This window comes from Formosa sediminum (assembly GCF_007197735.1).
Classification (GTDB): Bacteria; Bacteroidota; Bacteroidia; order Flavobacteriales; family Flavobacteriaceae; genus Formosa; species Formosa sediminum.
This window is the reverse complement of sequence record NZ_CP041637.1, coordinates 1,736,773-1,752,332: the sequence shown is the minus strand read 5'-3', so window position 1 is coordinate 1,752,332 and position 15,560 is coordinate 1,736,773. Positions and strand designations below refer to the sequence as shown.

At 33.7% G+C, this 15,560-nt stretch carries 16 protein-coding genes; 9 read left to right on the top strand and 7 right to left on the bottom strand.

Going from position 1 to position 15,560, the window contains the following annotated elements:
- Positions 1–99 precede the first annotated feature (99 nt).
- A complete protein-coding gene (asnB, locus tag FNB79_RS07695) occupies positions 100–1,767 on the bottom strand; it encodes an asparagine synthase B (RefSeq protein ID WP_143380758.1) in 1,668 nt (555 codons plus the stop codon).
- 234 nt (positions 1,768–2,001) lie between these two features.
- Here asnB and FNB79_RS07690 point away from each other — a divergent pair, with 234 nt between their 5' ends.
- Positions 2,002–2,535 carry a DUF2911 domain-containing protein gene (locus tag FNB79_RS07690; RefSeq protein WP_143380757.1) on the top strand — a complete coding sequence of 178 codons (534 nt, stop codon included), beginning with the start codon at positions 2,002–2,004 and terminating at the stop codon, positions 2,533–2,535.
- 100 nt (positions 2,536–2,635) lie between these two features.
- Here the strand turns inward: FNB79_RS07690 and FNB79_RS07685 are convergent, their stop codons facing one another.
- Positions 2,636–3,265, bottom strand: coding sequence for a 7-carboxy-7-deazaguanine synthase QueE (locus FNB79_RS07685; RefSeq protein ID WP_185967856.1), 630 nt, complete (start codon positions 3,263–3,265; stop codon positions 2,636–2,638).
- Positions 3,266–3,369: 104 nt separating this feature from the next.
- Between FNB79_RS07685 and FNB79_RS07680 the strand changes: the two genes are divergently transcribed.
- From FNB79_RS07680 to rluF, 6 genes are read left to right on the top strand one after another with little or no spacing between them, the layout of a single operon-like run.
- Positions 3,370–4,887 (top strand): helicase HerA-like domain-containing protein, encoded by a 1,518-nt coding sequence (locus tag FNB79_RS07680; protein ID WP_143380755.1) that lies wholly within the window; start codon positions 3,370–3,372, stop codon positions 4,885–4,887.
- Between the two features lie 48 nt (positions 4,888–4,935).
- A complete protein-coding gene (locus tag FNB79_RS07675) occupies positions 4,936–5,487 on the top strand; it encodes a hypothetical protein (protein WP_143380754.1) in 552 nt (183 codons plus the stop codon).
- A gap of 12 nt (positions 5,488–5,499) precedes the next feature.
- Positions 5,500–6,468 carry a YitT family protein gene (locus tag FNB79_RS07670; protein WP_143380753.1) on the top strand — a complete coding sequence of 323 codons (969 nt, stop codon included), beginning with the start codon at positions 5,500–5,502 and terminating at the stop codon, positions 6,466–6,468.
- Positions 6,469–6,474: 6 nt separating this feature from the next.
- Complete coding sequence (locus FNB79_RS07665) at positions 6,475–6,843, top strand: cupin domain-containing protein (RefSeq protein WP_143380752.1); 369 nt, start codon at positions 6,475–6,477, stop codon at positions 6,841–6,843.
- Complete coding sequence (locus FNB79_RS07660; RefSeq protein WP_143380751.1) at positions 6,840–7,667, top strand: alpha/beta hydrolase; 828 nt, start codon at positions 6,840–6,842, stop codon at positions 7,665–7,667. Before FNB79_RS07665 ends, FNB79_RS07660 begins: the two co-directional genes overlap by 4 nt.
- A 20-nt stretch (positions 7,668–7,687) precedes the next feature.
- Positions 7,688–8,443, top strand: a complete 756-nt coding sequence (gene rluF / locus FNB79_RS07655; RefSeq protein WP_143380750.1) for a 23S rRNA pseudouridine(2604) synthase RluF — start codon at positions 7,688–7,690, stop codon at positions 8,441–8,443.
- A gap of 122 nt (positions 8,444–8,565) precedes the next feature.
- On the opposite strand, the gene FNB79_RS07650 is transcribed toward rluF, so the two are convergent.
- Together FNB79_RS07650 and ffh are read right to left on the bottom strand one after the other, a co-directional pair.
- The gene (locus tag FNB79_RS07650) at positions 8,566–9,450 is read right to left on the bottom strand and encodes a bifunctional 5,10-methylenetetrahydrofolate dehydrogenase/5,10-methenyltetrahydrofolate cyclohydrolase (protein ID WP_143380749.1); all 885 of its coding nucleotides are present in this window, start codon (positions 9,448–9,450) and stop codon (positions 8,566–8,568) included.
- 38 nt (positions 9,451–9,488) lie between these two features.
- Positions 9,489–10,817: a signal recognition particle protein gene (ffh, locus tag FNB79_RS07645; protein WP_143380748.1), complete on the bottom strand. Its 1,329-nt coding sequence runs from the start codon at positions 10,815–10,817 to the stop codon at positions 9,489–9,491.
- A 279-nt stretch (positions 10,818–11,096) separates the two neighbouring features.
- Between ffh and FNB79_RS07640 the strand changes: the two genes are divergently transcribed.
- Positions 11,097–13,613, top strand: coding sequence for a chondroitinase-B domain-containing protein (locus FNB79_RS07640; protein ID WP_143380747.1), 2,517 nt, complete (start codon positions 11,097–11,099; stop codon positions 13,611–13,613).
- A gap of 1 nt (position 13,614) precedes the next feature.
- On the opposite strand, the gene FNB79_RS07635 is transcribed toward FNB79_RS07640, so the two are convergent.
- Positions 13,615–14,268, bottom strand: a complete 654-nt coding sequence (locus FNB79_RS07635; protein ID WP_143380746.1) for a uracil-DNA glycosylase family protein — start codon at positions 14,266–14,268, stop codon at positions 13,615–13,617.
- 45 nt (positions 14,269–14,313) lie between these two features.
- On the opposite strand from FNB79_RS07635, the gene FNB79_RS07630 reads away from it, so the two are divergent.
- Entirely contained in the window at positions 14,314–14,451 is a 138-nt protein-coding gene (locus FNB79_RS07630; protein WP_143380745.1) for a 30S ribosomal protein THX, read from the top strand.
- On the opposite strand, the gene FNB79_RS07625 is transcribed toward FNB79_RS07630, so the two are convergent.
- Together FNB79_RS07625 and yaaA are read right to left on the bottom strand one after the other, a co-directional pair.
- Positions 14,452–14,790: a hypothetical protein gene (locus FNB79_RS07625; protein ID WP_143380744.1), complete on the bottom strand. Its 339-nt coding sequence runs from the start codon at positions 14,788–14,790 to the stop codon at positions 14,452–14,454.
- On the bottom strand, positions 14,747–15,505 hold the full coding sequence (yaaA, locus tag FNB79_RS07620; protein ID WP_143380743.1) for a peroxide stress protein YaaA: 759 nt from the start codon (positions 15,503–15,505) through the stop codon (positions 14,747–14,749). Before yaaA ends, FNB79_RS07625 begins: the two co-directional genes overlap by 44 nt.
- Between the last annotated feature and the right edge of the window lie 55 nt (positions 15,506–15,560).

Here is a 15,560-nt window from a genome sequence, read left to right as displayed (position 1 = left end):
ACATCGTGTTAAAATCAAAAAAACCTCAAAATCTCTAATAACAGAGATTTCGAGGTTTTATAAACACTAAATTTATTATAAAAATGCGAAATTAAGATTTTATTTGTAAGCTTCTGTATGCACATTTGCTACAGCACGTCCGCTTGGATCGTTCATGTTTTTAAACGCTTCATCCCATTCAAGTGCTATTTTAGTACTACAAGCTACGCTTGCCTCTTGTGGCACACATAATGCTGCTGCATCGCTAGGGAAATGCTCTGCGAAAATAGAACGGTAATAGAACTCTTCCTTAGTTGTTGGTGTTTGTAGCGGGAATTTATATTTAGCATTTGCTAATTGCTCGTCTGTAACTTCTGTAGCCACAACTTCTTTTAAAGTATCTATCCAGCTATAGCCAACACCATCACTAAATTGTTCTTTTTGCCTCCACGCTACACTTTCTGGAATCATATCTTCAAATGCTTTACGAACCACCCATTTTTCCATACGCTCGCCGTTAATCATTTTATCTTGCGGATTGATACGCATAGCAACATCCATAAATTCTTTATCTAAGAATGGTACACGCCCTTCAATACCCCAAGCTGCTAAACTTTTATTAGCACGTAAACAATCATACATATGCAGTTTACTTAATTTACGTACAGTTTCTTCATGAAACTCTTGTGCGTTTGGCGCTTTATGGAAGTATAAATACCCTCCAAATAATTCGTCTGCACCTTCACCAGATAATACCATTTTAATTCCCATAGACTTAATAACACGAGCCATTAAGTACATAGGCGTGCTAGCACGAATTGTAGTTACATCGTAAGTTTCTAGGTTATATACGACATCGCGAATAGCATCTAAACCTTCTTGAATGGTAAATTTAATTTCGTGGTGAATGGTTTTAATATGATCTGCAACTTTTCTAGCAGCGGCTAAATCTGGAGACCCTTCTAAACCTACAGAAAAACTGTGTAATTGTGGATACCACGCATCAGACTCATCGTCACTTTCAATACGTTTTTGTGCATATTTTTTTGCAATTGCAGAAGTAACTGAAGAATCTAATCCTCCAGAAAGCAATACTCCGTAAGGCACATCAGACATTAATTGTCTGTGCACTGCAGCTTCTAAAGCGTCTTTTATCGCTTTAATACTGGTTTCATTTTCCTTAACAGCATCGTATTCAGTCCAATCTCTCTTATACCATTTTACTAATTCTCCGTCTTTGCTAGATAAATAGTGCCCTGGAGGAAACAATTCAATTTTAGTACATTGTCCTTCTAAAGCTTTTAATTCTGAAGCAACATAAAATGTTCCATTTTGATCCCATCCTATATATAAAGGAATAATTCCCATATGGTCACGCGCCACAAAATATTCATCTTTTTCTACATCATATATAGCAAAACCAAAGATTCCATTCATTTCATCAACAAAATCTACACCTTTTTCTTTGTATAACGCTAGAATCACTTCACAATCTGATTCGGTCTGAAAGTTGTATTTCCCTACAAATTGTTTACGAAGTTCGCGGTGATTGTAAATTTCTCCGTTTGCTGCTAAAACTAAAGTTCCATCTGGGCTAAATAAAGGTTGTTTCCCTGAAGCTGGATCTACAATAGCTAAACGTTCGTGAGACAAAATGGCTTTATCATTACTAAAAATCCCACTCCAGTCTGGTCCACGGTGACGGATTTTTTTTGACATTTCTAAAATCTGAGGTCTTAATTCATCCGATTTTTGTTTTAAATCGAATGCACATACAATTCCACACATAATTTATATATTTTAAATTCTCTTTTATTTTAATTCTTAAGCAAATATGCATTTAACATTCACATTATAAAACAACAAGCCTAATATTAATTACAAATTAAAACAAAATAACATTAATTTAAGCAAATTTAAAACCAAACAACAAAAACATGCTTTCAAAATTTATATTTTGTAAAGTTTAGCAAAAATTAGCGACCTTTACCTAAGACTTAATATTCAATAACAAAAAACACTATGATGAAATTATTTAAAGCCTCGGTATTCTGTTTATTAGTAGCTTTTAGTATGACTACTGAAATGCACGCACAAAAATTTAACGGATTAGACAAAAGCCCAATGGATGCCGCGGCATTTCCCGCAAACCACAAAGACTCTAATAAAAAAATCAAGGTCGTTTACAGCAGACCACAACTAAACGGCCGTGAGTTATACGACTTAGTGCCTTTAGGAAAGGTTTGGAGACTAGGCGCTAATGAATCTGCTGAAATCACATTCTACGAAGACACCTATTTTGGAGATACTCTTGTGAAAGCAGGAACATATTCTTTATTTGCTATTAGAGGAGAAAAAATGTGGACAATGATTTTAAATAAAGACCTTAATGCTTGGGGGGCTTATTCTTACAACCCAAACCAAGATGTTGCCCGTTACAATGCTATTGCATCTATAGATGCCGAGTCTATTGAAGCATTTTCAATAACTTTTAGTGATGAAAAAACCATGTATTTAGGATGGGGAACAACTCGAGTTTCTGTACCTTTCAAGTAATTTTTAAAGGCTTATAAAACTATAAAGTGGTTTTTCTAAATAATATAGACAAACCGCTTTTTATGTTTTATTTTATATTCTTTTCTTCTCTGTATATACACTAAGGTATATTAAGATATTTATGAGTTTGTAAAGATACTTTCCATTTTGGGTTAGCCATTACATACTCTACAATTTGAGGAATCATTTTATCACGTTTACTCCATTCAGGTTGCATGTATAAAATACAGTCTTTATTTACTAATGCAGCTTGTTCTTCAGCAAATTTAAAATCGTCTTTATTAAAAATAATTACTTTTAATTCGTGCGCTTTAGCCGATACTTCTGGTGTTGGTAATTTCATTTTTTTAGGCGATAAACAAATCCAATCCCAAACCCCAGTTAACGGATAAGCTCCTGAAGTTTCAATATGCACTTGCAAACCTTTAGCTTTTAATTGCGTTGTTAAAGGCGTCATATCCCAAGTTAAAGGTTCACCACCAGTAACCACGATAGTTTTACTATGTAGTGCTGCTTTTTCAACAATTTTAGAAGTCTCGGTTGGCGGATGCAATTCTGCATCCCAACTTTCTTTTACATCACACCAATGGCATCCTACATCGCACCCTCCTACTCTTATAAAATAAGCTGCGGTACCTTTGTAAAATCCTTCGCCTTGTATGGTATAAAACTCTTCCATTAAAGGCAACATTTCGCCTTTATTAACCAACTCTTGAATATCTTTCTTCATAACGTGCAAAGATAGTTCACACATTTATGTTAGCATATAAAATCTTAAAAAGATTTAAAGGCTATTCCTTTAAGATTACTATTTTTATAAAAAAATTAAGAATTATGACCACCAACGACGCTTTTTTGAAGGAAATAACTGAAGGAAATACATTTAAAGGAGATTATATTACTATGGGATCTGCCATATTAAATGAAAACCCCTTAAAAAATGCCTATGTAAATATACCTTTAAAAACGTTAAACAGACATGGTTTAATTGCCGGTGCTACAGGTACAGGTAAAACTAAAACTTTACAAGTCATGGCAGAACAACTTTCTGACCAAGGCATTCCTGTTTTATTAATGGATATTAAAGGGGATTTAAGCGGATTAGCTAAACCTGGTGTAAGCAATAATTTTATTGAGACACGCCATGAAAAAATTGGACTTGAATACACTACTAAAGGTTTTCCTGTAGATGTCCTTACCCTTTCTCACCAAGACGGCGTTAGACTTCGCGCCACTGTTAGTGAATTTGGACCAATTTTACTCTCGAGAATCCTAGACCTAACAGACACCCAATCTGGTATTGTCTCTGTTATTTTTAAATATTGCGACGATAATAAATTACCATTACTTGATTTAAAAGATTTTAAAAAAATATTACAATATGCAACTCAAGAAGGTAAAGCAGAATTCCAAGAAGCCTACGGAAGAATCTCGACAGCATCCACCGGTGCTATTTTAAGAAAAGTTGTAGAACTAGAACAACAAGGTGCCGATTTATTTTTTGGAGAAACATCTTTTGATGTTCAGGATTTAACGCGAATTGATAGTGATGGTCGCGGATACATTAATATTCTTAGACTTACAGATATTCAAGACAAACCAAAATTGTTCTCAACCTTTATGTTAAGTTTATTAGCAGAAATTTACACTACTTTTCCAGAACAAGGGGATAGTGGCAGACCTGAATTAGTTATTTTTATTGATGAAGCGCATCTTATTTTTAGCGAAGCTTCTAAAGCACTACTAAACCAAATAGAAAGTATTGTTAAGTTAATACGTAGTAAAGGTGTTGGTTTATATTTTGTAACGCAAAATCCTACAGATGTTCCAGAAGCTGTATTGGGGCAATTAGGATTAAAAATACAGCACGCGTTACGTGCCTTCACAGCCAAAGACCGTAAAGCAATTAAATTAACCGCTCAAAACTATCCAGATTCTGCTTATTACGATACAGAAAGCGTACTTACTAATTTAGGAACAGGAGAAGCTTTAATTTCTGCTTTAGATGAAAAAGGAAGGCCAACTCCATTAGCAGCGACTATGATGCGCGCTCCAATGAGCCGTATGGACATCTTAACAGATACTGAATTATCTGAGCTAATTTCAGAATCTAAATTAGTAAAAAAATACAACCAAACCATTGACAGAGAAAGCGCTTACGAAATTTTAACCGACAAAATAAATCGTGCTGAAGCAGAGGCTGAAAAAGAAGCCGAGCGTGAAGAACAACGCTCAAAAAAAACAACATCCAGACGTAAAAGCACGGTCATGAACCCGATAGTAAAAGTGTTAACGAGCGCAACTTTTATTAGAAGTGTTTTTGGAATTTTAACTAAAGTGATGAAAAAATAACTATTTTCACAGACTCAAAAAAAATTACAAAAATCAGATTATCTTAACATGAAAAAAACCATATTAAGCATAGCTATCATTGCTATTACATGCTTTAGTTGTTCTACTAAAAACGACAATTTTTCAATTACAAAAACAAGTGTTGGTAACTTAACCTCAACGTCTCAAGTTAAAGATTTAGAGTCTATTTTTAAAACCGACTCTATAGTAAAGTTTGTGCCTGGTGGGGAGTTTACTACAAGTATTAACGAAATAGAAATCTTTGAAAAAGGAGGTTCAAAATTATTAACATTAACTCCAAAAACGTTAATGGACTCTACATCAGTAATCAAAACCGTTCAAATTTTTGATTCGCGTTTTAAAACTGAAAAAGGAATTTCTACACTTAGTACGTTTAAGGACATTCAAGATCATTACAAAATATCAAGCATCGATAATTTAATTAGATCTGTAGTAATATCTGTAAACGAAATAAACGCATCCTTTACTATTGATAAAGAACAATTACCTTCAAACTTAAGATTCGATATGAATTTAAATATTGAGGCTTCTCAAATTCCTGATTCAGCAAAAATAAAATACTTCTTCTTAAACTGGTAAACCTAAACGTCTATGAACTCACTTGTATCGAAACTCCTTATTATAATTGCTCGAAAAAAACTCGAGACAAGTGAGACGGAGCCTGCTAGTTTAAAAAAAGTAGTCCCTATGGTTAGGACCCTTCAAGTAGAACTTAGCCATGCCATAAAAGAATATATATTTATAGCGATTGGAGTAGTATCTGCTGGCTTTGGATTAAAAGGATTTTTACTACCAAACCGATTTATCGATGGAGGTGCAACAGGTATTTCTTTACTTCTAGAAAACTTAACAGGCTTGTCTTTAGGGTACTTACTTTTATTAGTTAACCTACCATTTATAATATTAGGCGCCAGAACCTTTAACCTTAAGTTTGCTTTAAAAAGTATAGCGGCTATTACATTTTTAGCCTTTGTAGTTCATAATGTAGACTACCCAACGATAACAGACGATAAATTACTAATTTCAGTTTTCGGAGGATTCTTTCTAGGGTTTGGTATTGGTATGTCTATGAGAGGTGGTGCTGTGATAGACGGTACAGAGGTTTTAGCGCTCTTTCTAGGACGAAAATTATCAATGACAGTTGGGGATATTTTATTATTAATAAACATAATTATTTTCTCTTTTGGCGCTTACATTCTTTCTATTGAAACTGCATTGTATGCCATATTAACTTACATGTCGGCAGCAAAAACAGTTGATTTTGTTGTAGATGGCGTTGAAGAATATGTAGGTGTAACCATAATTTCTGAAAAACATGAGGCCATCCGTATAATGGTTACTGAAGAGTTAAGACGTGCTTGCACCATTTACACCGGTAAAGGAGGCTACCATTTAGAAGGTGGTGCACGAGAGAAAGATATTATTTACACCATAGTAACACGTTTAGAACTTGCTAAAATGGAAACGGAAATTGATAAAATTGATAAAAATGCATTTATTATTATGGGAGTAGTAAAAGATATTAAAGGAGGAATGATTAAGAAAAAACCATTAAAATAAACGCGCATGAAAAAGTATACAGTTATAAAAAATCCATTTATAGTACCCACAACAGATGGTAAAATTATAAAAGAACATTTTGGTAATGCTACAACTGGAGATTCTAACATAAGCATAGCACATATGACAGCGCCTCCGGGATGGAAAGAACCTTTCCAAACCCCAGAATTTAATGAGTTTACTTTTATAATTAAAGGCAAAAAACAATTTATTATAGACAATGAAATTGTGGTTTTAAAAGCTGGAGAGTCTATTAAAATAGAAAAAAACACTCGAGTTCAATATTCAAATCCCTTTGAAAATCCTTGCGAGTACATCGCTATTTGCACACCTGCTTTTTCCCTAGATCAGGTAAATAGAGAAGCGGATTTATGAAAACTTTAATTGTAAAATCGGTTGGTAGCTACATTAACATTTTAAGTTATCTTTCTAAGCCATACGCAGCAAACAAGGCATTAAACCTCTTTATCAAACCAAGAAAAGGTCGTGTCTTAAAACATCAAATTGATTTTTTAGACACAGCTTTTAATGAAGAGCTTATTTACAACAACCAACCTATCATGACCTACCGTTGGTTAGGAACCAAAGACACCATTTTATTAGCTCATGGTTGGGAAAGCAACTCTTACAGATGGAGACCTCTTGTTACAGAGTTAATAAAAAAAGGACATACAGTAGTCGCTCTTGATGCTCCAGCCCATGGCAGATCTGGTAGCAAAACATTTAACGCTCTCTTGTACGCAGAATATATTAATGTAGTTGCAAAACGTTTTAAACCTAGCATAATTATTGCTCATTCAGTTGGAGGCATGGCAACTAGTGCATTTCTCAATAAATATCAACTTCCTGATTTAGATAAATTAATATTACTTGGCGCTCCTTCAGAATTTAAAGATATTATTAGCAGATATGTAAATATGTTGGGGTACAACAACCGCATAACACAGCAATTAGAACAGACTATTCTTAAACGTTTTGGAGTCGTTCCAAAAGCATTTTCCTCAGCTAAACTTATACGTACAGTAGACACTAAAGGTTTAATTATACATGATAAAGCAGATACTATTATTCCATATAATGATGCTTTACTTATTAACAAAGAGTATAAAAATAGCACATTGATTACAACTGAAGGTTTAGGTCACTCCTTAAATGATCCTTCTGTTAGAGAACATATATACAACTTTTTAGAAGCCTAAACTTATCGTATCTTTGCAACATGGAAACGGAATTAAAACGAATAAACAAATATTTAAGCGAAGCAGGTTACTGCTCTAGACGTGCTGCAGATAAACTTATAGATGCTGGACGTGTTACTATTAATGGTGTGGTTCCTGAAATGGGAACTAAAGTAGGAAGTAATGATATTGTAGCTGTAGATGGCAAGCCTATTGGCAATACCAAAGAAGAATTTGTTTATATCGCTTTTAACAAACCTGTTGGTATAGTTTGTACTACAGACACACGTGTTGAAAAAGATAATATTATTGAGTTTATTAATTATCCAAAACGTATTTTTCCTATCGGGCGATTAGATAAACCAAGCGAAGGTTTAATTTTACTTACCGACGATGGTGACATTGTAAATAAAATATTACGCGCTAGTAATAATCACGAAAAAGAATATATTGTTACAGTAGACAAACCCATTTCACAAACTTTTATTGAGCGTATGTCTAATGGTATCCCTATTTTAGATCAGGTTACTAAAAAGTGTAAAGTTGAAAAATTAGGAACTTACGAATTTAAAATTATACTTACCCAAGGTTTAAACAGGCAAATTCGTAGAATGTGTGAATATTTAACTTATGAAGTTCAAACTCTAAAGCGTGTTCGAATTATGAATATTAAGTTAGATATGCCAATAGGCGAATATCGTGAAATCACTAGAGAGGAAATGAAAGAACTACAACAATTAATAGGAGAATCTACTAAAACGTATTCTCCAGCACGACCATCTAGACGAAAAGCTTAACGGAATACTAGGTGTCACTATAAAGCTAATAAAAAAACAAAGCAGTAACAGTTAACACAAAAAAAATAAGCATAATTACGTATGTAATTATGCTTATTTAAATAAATAAAGATTATAACTTATTAAGCTCTTTTTCTGTGTCTCTCACAAGCTAACAATGTGTTTTTCAATAACATTGCAATAGTCATAGGTCCAACGCCTCCTGGAACAGGCGTAATAAAACTTGCTTTTTTACTTACATTAACAAAATCTACATCTCCCGTAATTCTGTATCCTTTTTCGGTAGAATCGTCTGCAACACGTGTAATTCCTACATCAATAATTACAACATCATCCTTAACCATTTCTGCTTTAAGGAAATTAGGAACTCCTAATGCAGAAATTATAATATCTGCTTGAGATGTAATTTGCGTAATGTTTTTAGTATGACTATGTGTTAATGTAACGGTGGAGTTTCCTGGAAAACCTTTTCTTCCCATTAAGATACTCATTGGGCGACCTACAATATGAGAACGACCAATAACTACAGTATGTTTACCACTAGTTTCTACCCCGTAACGCTCTAATAACTCCAATATACCAAAAGGTGTAGCTGGAATAAACGTAGTCATATCTAAAGCCATTTTTCCAAAATTTGCAGGATGAAAACCGTCTACATCTTTATCTGGATTAACAGCCAAAAGCACTTTTTGAGTGTCTATTTGGTCTGGTAATGGCAATTGCACAATATATCCGTCTATTTCTGGATTCTCATTAAGTTCATGAATTTTATCTAATAATTCTACCTCACTAGTTGTACTAGACATTTTAACTAAAGTAGACTCAAAACCAACTCGTTCGCAAGCTCTTACTTTGCTTCCTACATACGTTAAACTTGCACCATCGTTTCCAACAATAATAGCTGCTAAATGTGGTACTTTTTCACCTTTAGCTTTCATTTTTTTTACTTGCTCGGTGATTTCGTCTTTAATATCGTTACTAACCTTTTTTCCGTCTAAAATTGTCATGTAATAGGGTATATTATTTATTAATTAGATTTTAAATCTTAACGCATATTTTTCATGGCTTGCATCATACGTTTTCCGCCACCGCCTTGCATCATTTTCATCATTTTACTCATCTGATCAAATTGCTTTAACAATTGATTGACTTGCTGTACAGATGTTCCAGACCCTTTACCAATACGTTTTTTTCTACTAGCATTTATTACTGATGGATTGGTACGCTCTAAAGGCGTCATAGAATGAATAATAGCTTCAATATGTTTAAAAGCATCATCATCAATATCAATATCTTTCATCATTTTTCCTGCTCCAGGAATCATTCCAATAAGGTCTTTCATATTCCCCATTTTCTTGATTTGCTGAATTTGCTTTAAGAAATCATCAAAACCAAATTGATTTTTAGCAATCTTCTTTTGTAATTTTCTGGCTTCTTCTTCATCAAACTGCTCTTGCGCACGCTCTACAAGAGACACCACATCTCCCATACCTAAAATACGATCTGCCATACGAGATGGATAGAACACATCTATCGCTTCCATCTTCTCTCCTGTACCAATAAATTTAATTGGCTTATTTACTACAGATTTAATTGATATTGCTGCACCACCACGTGTATCACCATCTAATTTCGTTAAGATAACACCATCAAAATTTAAAACATCATTAAAGGCCTTTGCTGTATTAACAGCATCTTGACCTGTCATAGAGTCTACAACAAATAAGGTTTCTTGAGGTTGTATGGCTTTATGTATTTCTGAAATTTCAGTCATCATGGCTTCATCTACAGCTAAACGACCTGCGGTATCTATAATAACCACATTATGTCCGTTTGCTTTTGCATGAGCAATACCAGCTTCAGCAATGGCAACAGGGTTGCTATTTCCTTTATCACTAAAAACCTCCACATTAATTTGTTCTCCAACAACATGTAATTGATCTATAGCGGCTGGACGGTATACATCACAAGCAACTAATAAAGGTTTCTTTGTTTTTTTTGTTTTAAGATAGTTTGCTAATTTACCTGAAAATGTTGTCTTACCAGAACCTTGTAACCCTGACATTAAAATAACACTTGGTGTCCCAGATAAGTTAATCCCTTCGGCATCACCTCCCATTAATGCGGTTAATTCGTCTTTAACAATTTTAACCATTAATTGTCCAGGCTGTAATGTAGTTAATACATCTTGCCCTAATGCTTTATCTTTTACTCTATTTGTAAAATCTTTAGCAATTTTAAAGTTAACATCGGCATCTAATAAAGCACGACGTACTTCTTTTAAGGTTTCTGCAACATTAACTTCTGTTATACTTCCATGTCCCTTAAGAACGTGTAACGCTTTATCTAACTTCTCACTTAAATTATTAAACATAAACTTTCATCAAATTTTAAGAAACGCAAATTTAATGATTTGAAGTGTATTAAAGAAGTATTGACTCATAAAAATATCTCTCTAATTTATGGTATTTACCTTAGTGACCTTTAGTTTTTACTTATCTATAAAGTATTTTATCAAAATTGTATTTTACTAATTATTTAGCTTTTTTAATAAGAATATCACAATTATTTAAACACAATTTATTGTTCATAATAATAAATTTAATTAAATTTGGTTAACCAATCTGGTAACCCAGATAAAAACTACTAAATCATGACAAACAACTACTCATTACTTCGGTCCATAAATTATGGACTTAACAAACAGCACCTTCTATTTTTAATGCTATCATTATTTGCTTTTTGTGTTTCTGCACAAACTTATATTGAAGATCTAGATGAACTTGAAGATCTATTAGACAATGTAACTGCAGGAGATGTATTTATTATTAAAAACGGAACGTATAACGATTTCGAGTTAAGTATCTCTGAAAAACATGGAAATTCTGGATCGCCTATTGTAATACAAGCGGAGACTGTTGGAGGCGTAACTTTAACAGGTGAATCGCACTTTGTTTTTAAAAAATCGTCTTACATTACTTTACAAGGATTTATCTTTGATTGTGAAGGTGATAACTCACTAGTAAAATTGGAAGGTTCTAACAACATACGCATTACACGAAATGTATTTGAACTAAAAACAGAAGAGTCTATTAAATGGGTATACATAGGCGGCATATGGGACGACCACACCTTTCAATACACCAGTCACAACAACAGAATAGACCATAACACCTTCCAGAACAAAACTACGCCTGGACACTACATAACTATTGACGGCACTAATGATGGCGACTCAGATTTCCGACAATCTACTTACGATAGAATAGATCATAACTATTTTAAAAATAACGGACCTCGAGCAGAAAACGAACAAGAATCTATTAGAATTGGCTGGAGCGAAATGTCTAAATCTAGCGGTTATACCACAGTAGAATTCAACTTATTTGAAGATTGTGATGGCGATCCAGAAATAGTCTCAGTAAAAAGTTGTGACAATGTGGTAAGACATAATACATTTAGAAAAAGCTACGGAACATTATCGCTAAGACATGGTAACAGAAACCGAATAGAAGGGAACTATTTCTTTGGTGACGATAAAGAGATTGGCACATCTAACACAGGATCCACACTGTACACCGGAGGCATTAGAGTGTATGGTACAGACCATATTATAATAAATAATTATTTTGAAAACCTGGAAGGCACACGCTGGGATGCCCCAATTACAATTACTCAAGGTGATGCCATTGATGGGGAAAGTAGCAGTTTAAGTAAACACTTTAGGGCAGAACGCGTCACTATTGCTTATAATACGCTAGTAAATAATACTTATGGTATTGAAATTGGTTTTGATAATAACGGAAATTACAGCAAAAAAGTTAAAGATGTAATGTTTGCTAACAATCTAGTAATCGGGAAAACAAATAGCTTAGTAAACTATGTAGATGGAAATGATCAAGGCGACGGAGTCTCATGGTCAAACAACCTAATGTACCCTGAAGGTGATGCTATTTTAATTAGTGACAATTCTACTTTTAATAATAACGAAGTTACAGTTGAGAATCCCAATTTAGAATTTACTAATGGCGTTTGGAAAAGCACAGCCGCATCTCCTTTATTTACTTCTGGGACAACTTCTGTGATGGTTAATGAAGATATTGAAGGTCAAAATAGACCTACAGAAAGTAATGCCGGCGCCGATCATTTTAGCACAGAAAGTGTGCGTTATGCACCACTCGAACCAGAAGATGTTGGCCCATATTCTGATGAAGGAGAACTTGAAGAAGTAGATCAGTTATCTATTGCAGCTATAGATATTTTTACTGCCGAAGCAGGTACTCAAGAAACTGCAGTTACGTCTAATATGGCTTGGGACGTTTCTGTTGACCAAGATTGGATTTCTGCATCACCTACAAACGGAGAAAATAATGAAACTATAGAAATTATGGTTTCTGAAAATACTACTACTGAAGAACGTACTGGAACGCTTACCATTGCAAGCAGTACACTAACTAGAACAATAACCATTACCCAAATGGGGAAAGACCCGTCAGACGGATTAGATTTATTAGACCCTGATACCGTTTTTGCTAGTGCTGCTCAAGATTCTAACGGTCCTGAAAACACACTCGATGACGATTTTGACACTCGCTGGTCTGCAGAAGGTGATGGCCAAACAATTACTTACGACTTAGGCGAAATTAATACAGTAAGCTTATTAAAAATTGCATTTCATAACGGAACCTCTCGTAAAACGTATTTTGAAATAGCTGTTTCCGAAAACGGAACCGAATTTACCACATTAACAAACCGATTAGAAAGTTCAGGAACTACCGATGAATACGAGAATTTTATTCTAAATGCCACAACTGCGCGTTATGTTCAAATTATAGGTTATGGAAACGAAAATAGTGCTTGGACAAGTATAACCGAAGTGCGTATTTATGGCACCGAAGATAGACTTTCGGTTTCCGAAAATTCACTTACCAAAACCTTAAAAGTATTCCCAAATCCTGCTCAAAAAGAACTTCATATTTTAGATACAAAACAACAATTAAGTCGTATAGAAGTTTATAACATACAAGGTCAAAAAATATTATCTCAACCCTTACAAGTAGGGCTCGAGACTACTATTAATGTGTCTAGTTTTGCTGCAGGTACTTATATTTTAAAAGCGAGTAATTCCAATAATGAGACGACATTTAAACGTTTTATTATTAATAATTAGTTTAAAAAAAATGGCGGTACTGCATGACACGAAAATCAAAAGTAGTAAACTTTGAATTAGTCTGTTTTATGTGTTTATACTGTGTCATACTGCCAACAGCTCTATTAGCAGCGCCCGATGGCGCTGTTAAAGAGACTGTTTTTATAAGGCGTCCTTCAAACTCAAAAGTATGAAGTTTTGGCACATCTTTACACTTCAATTTTAAAGCCAAATTATTAGCTTTTAAATGCTTTCTAAAAAAATATTCTGGTCCATTTTTACTATTACCACCAGTAAAGAGTAAAGTATCTATTTTAGGATGCTGTTTTAAATATTTTAGTAAATTTCTTAACTCCACATTTTGCATACCAAGATCTGAGGCATCAATTTTTTCGCGTTCTGCACTTTCAACAATATCACAAATTCCGATATGTCTAGATTTTAAAAAGTTTTTACGCTGAAGTATTGCCTCTTCAGTAGTTTCAAATTTTAGATTTAAATCGAATATTGTATTTAAAATAGGCCATAAAAGCCCATTAATACTACCATAGCAAAAATTAACATCTCCAGGTTTAAATTGCCCAACAGAAAACCTTGGAGGCGGTAAGGTGCCTACAATTAGTTTAGTGGTGTTTTCAGGGATAAATGGAGGGTATGGATGCTTGTGCTTGAACATTTATTTTGGGGTTTACTTTAAAAATAGTATTTTAAAAGAAAAACTATGGGAAAAGGAGATAAAAAAACTAAACGCGGAAAAATAAACAGAGGATCTTATGGTGTTAAACGTCCGCGTATTAAGAAAAAAGTTCGTCCAGAAATTAAAATAGACATCGATAAAGACCAAACAATAAAACGTTAATTACTGTTTTATAGCATTACCAAAACGCTTTCCAAATTTATAAGCCACAAAAATAACACCCCCAATAATTGCTATTGTACTAAACACATACAACGCATAAAGAAAAACGTTGTCTTTAGAATTGAAACAAAACTCTGAGGTCAGACAGGTTTCTAAGGTTTTTTTGGATCCTACGGTTAATGTTAAACTGGTTAAATAAGTTATTAATACAGCTACAATAACATACAATTTAGATAGCTTTCTAGAGGTTTTACCTGTAGGTTTAAACGCTTCACGTTCTGCCTCAGACCGTTTATTATCTTGTAAAGACCAACTCTGTTTTTGTTGATAATTGCTCATCGTATCTATACTTTTCGTAGTTAAATCCTTTTAAATCTTCAACACTATTAGCATCAGTATCTACAACATATCGCGCCATTAAGCCTCTAGCTAATTTTGCGTAAGTTGCAATCATCTTGTATTCGCCATTTTTAAAATTCTTAAAAGTTGCTGTAATAACGGGAACTTTTAATGCTTTAACATCTACAGCTTTAAAATACTCATTACTAGCTAAATTTAAAAATAATTCGCCATCTTCTAAATCTTCATTAAGAGCATTTGTTATTGTTTTTTTCCAAAACTCATACAAATTTTTATCTGTGCCTACAGGTAATTTAGTACCCATTTCTAGACGATAAGCCTGAATTAAATCTAAAGGCTTTAACACACCATATAATCCAGATAAAATTCTTACCGTACTTTGTAATTTCTCGAGTTTATCTTCAGAAATAGTATATGCATCCAGTCCACGGTACACATCTCCATTAAATGCATAAATGGCTTGTCTAGCATTATCTGTAGTAAAAGGTAATTCCCACTCTTGATTTCTCTGATAATTTAGTTGCCCTAATGCATCCGAAATTTTCATTAATTCAGACAACTGCTTAGCAGATTTCTTTTTCACCACCTTATTTAGACGCTCTGCTTGTTTTAAAAATTGAGCTTCGGTATAAGCTTCTGTTGGTAATTTACTTTCTAAATCTAGAGACTTTGCTGGGGATATTACTAATTTCATATATGTAGGATTATATCAATTTAACTTCTATATTGATTTCAGTATTAAAATCACA

Excerpts from the sequence above, each read along its gene's own strand:
- asnB (WP_143380758.1), bottom strand. The coding sequence starts at position 1,767 with ATGTGTGGAATTGTATGTGCATTCGATTTAAAACAAAAATCGGATGAA.
- FNB79_RS07690 (WP_143380757.1), top strand. The coding sequence starts at position 2,002 with ATGATGAAATTATTTAAAGCCTCGGTATTCTGTTTATTAGTAGCTTTT.
- FNB79_RS07685 (WP_185967856.1), bottom strand. The coding sequence starts at position 3,265 with ATGAAGAAAGATATTCAAGAGTTGGTTAATAAAGGCGAAATGTTGCCT.
- FNB79_RS07680 (WP_143380755.1), top strand. The coding sequence starts at position 3,370 with ATGACCACCAACGACGCTTTTTTGAAGGAAATAACTGAAGGAAATACA.
- FNB79_RS07675 (WP_143380754.1), top strand. The coding sequence starts at position 4,936 with ATGAAAAAAACCATATTAAGCATAGCTATCATTGCTATTACATGCTTT.
- FNB79_RS07670 (WP_143380753.1), top strand. The coding sequence starts at position 5,500 with ATGAACTCACTTGTATCGAAACTCCTTATTATAATTGCTCGAAAAAAA.
- FNB79_RS07665 (WP_143380752.1), top strand. The coding sequence starts at position 6,475 with ATGAAAAAGTATACAGTTATAAAAAATCCATTTATAGTACCCACAACA.
- FNB79_RS07660 (WP_143380751.1), top strand. The coding sequence starts at position 6,840 with ATGAAAACTTTAATTGTAAAATCGGTTGGTAGCTACATTAACATTTTA.
- rluF (WP_143380750.1), top strand. The coding sequence starts at position 7,688 with ATGGAAACGGAATTAAAACGAATAAACAAATATTTAAGCGAAGCAGGT.
- FNB79_RS07650 (WP_143380749.1), bottom strand. The coding sequence starts at position 9,450 with ATGACAATTTTAGACGGAAAAAAGGTTAGTAACGATATTAAAGACGAA.
- ffh (WP_143380748.1), bottom strand. The coding sequence starts at position 10,817 with ATGTTTAATAATTTAAGTGAGAAGTTAGATAAAGCGTTACACGTTCTT.
- FNB79_RS07640 (WP_143380747.1), top strand. The coding sequence starts at position 11,097 with ATGACAAACAACTACTCATTACTTCGGTCCATAAATTATGGACTTAAC.
- FNB79_RS07635 (WP_143380746.1), bottom strand. The coding sequence starts at position 14,268 with ATGTTCAAGCACAAGCATCCATACCCTCCATTTATCCCTGAAAACACC.
- FNB79_RS07630 (WP_143380745.1), top strand. The coding sequence starts at position 14,314 with ATGGGAAAAGGAGATAAAAAAACTAAACGCGGAAAAATAAACAGAGGA.
- FNB79_RS07625 (WP_143380744.1), bottom strand. The coding sequence starts at position 14,790 with ATGAGCAATTATCAACAAAAACAGAGTTGGTCTTTACAAGATAATAAA.
- yaaA (WP_143380743.1), bottom strand. The coding sequence starts at position 15,505 with ATGAAATTAGTAATATCCCCAGCAAAGTCTCTAGATTTAGAAAGTAAA.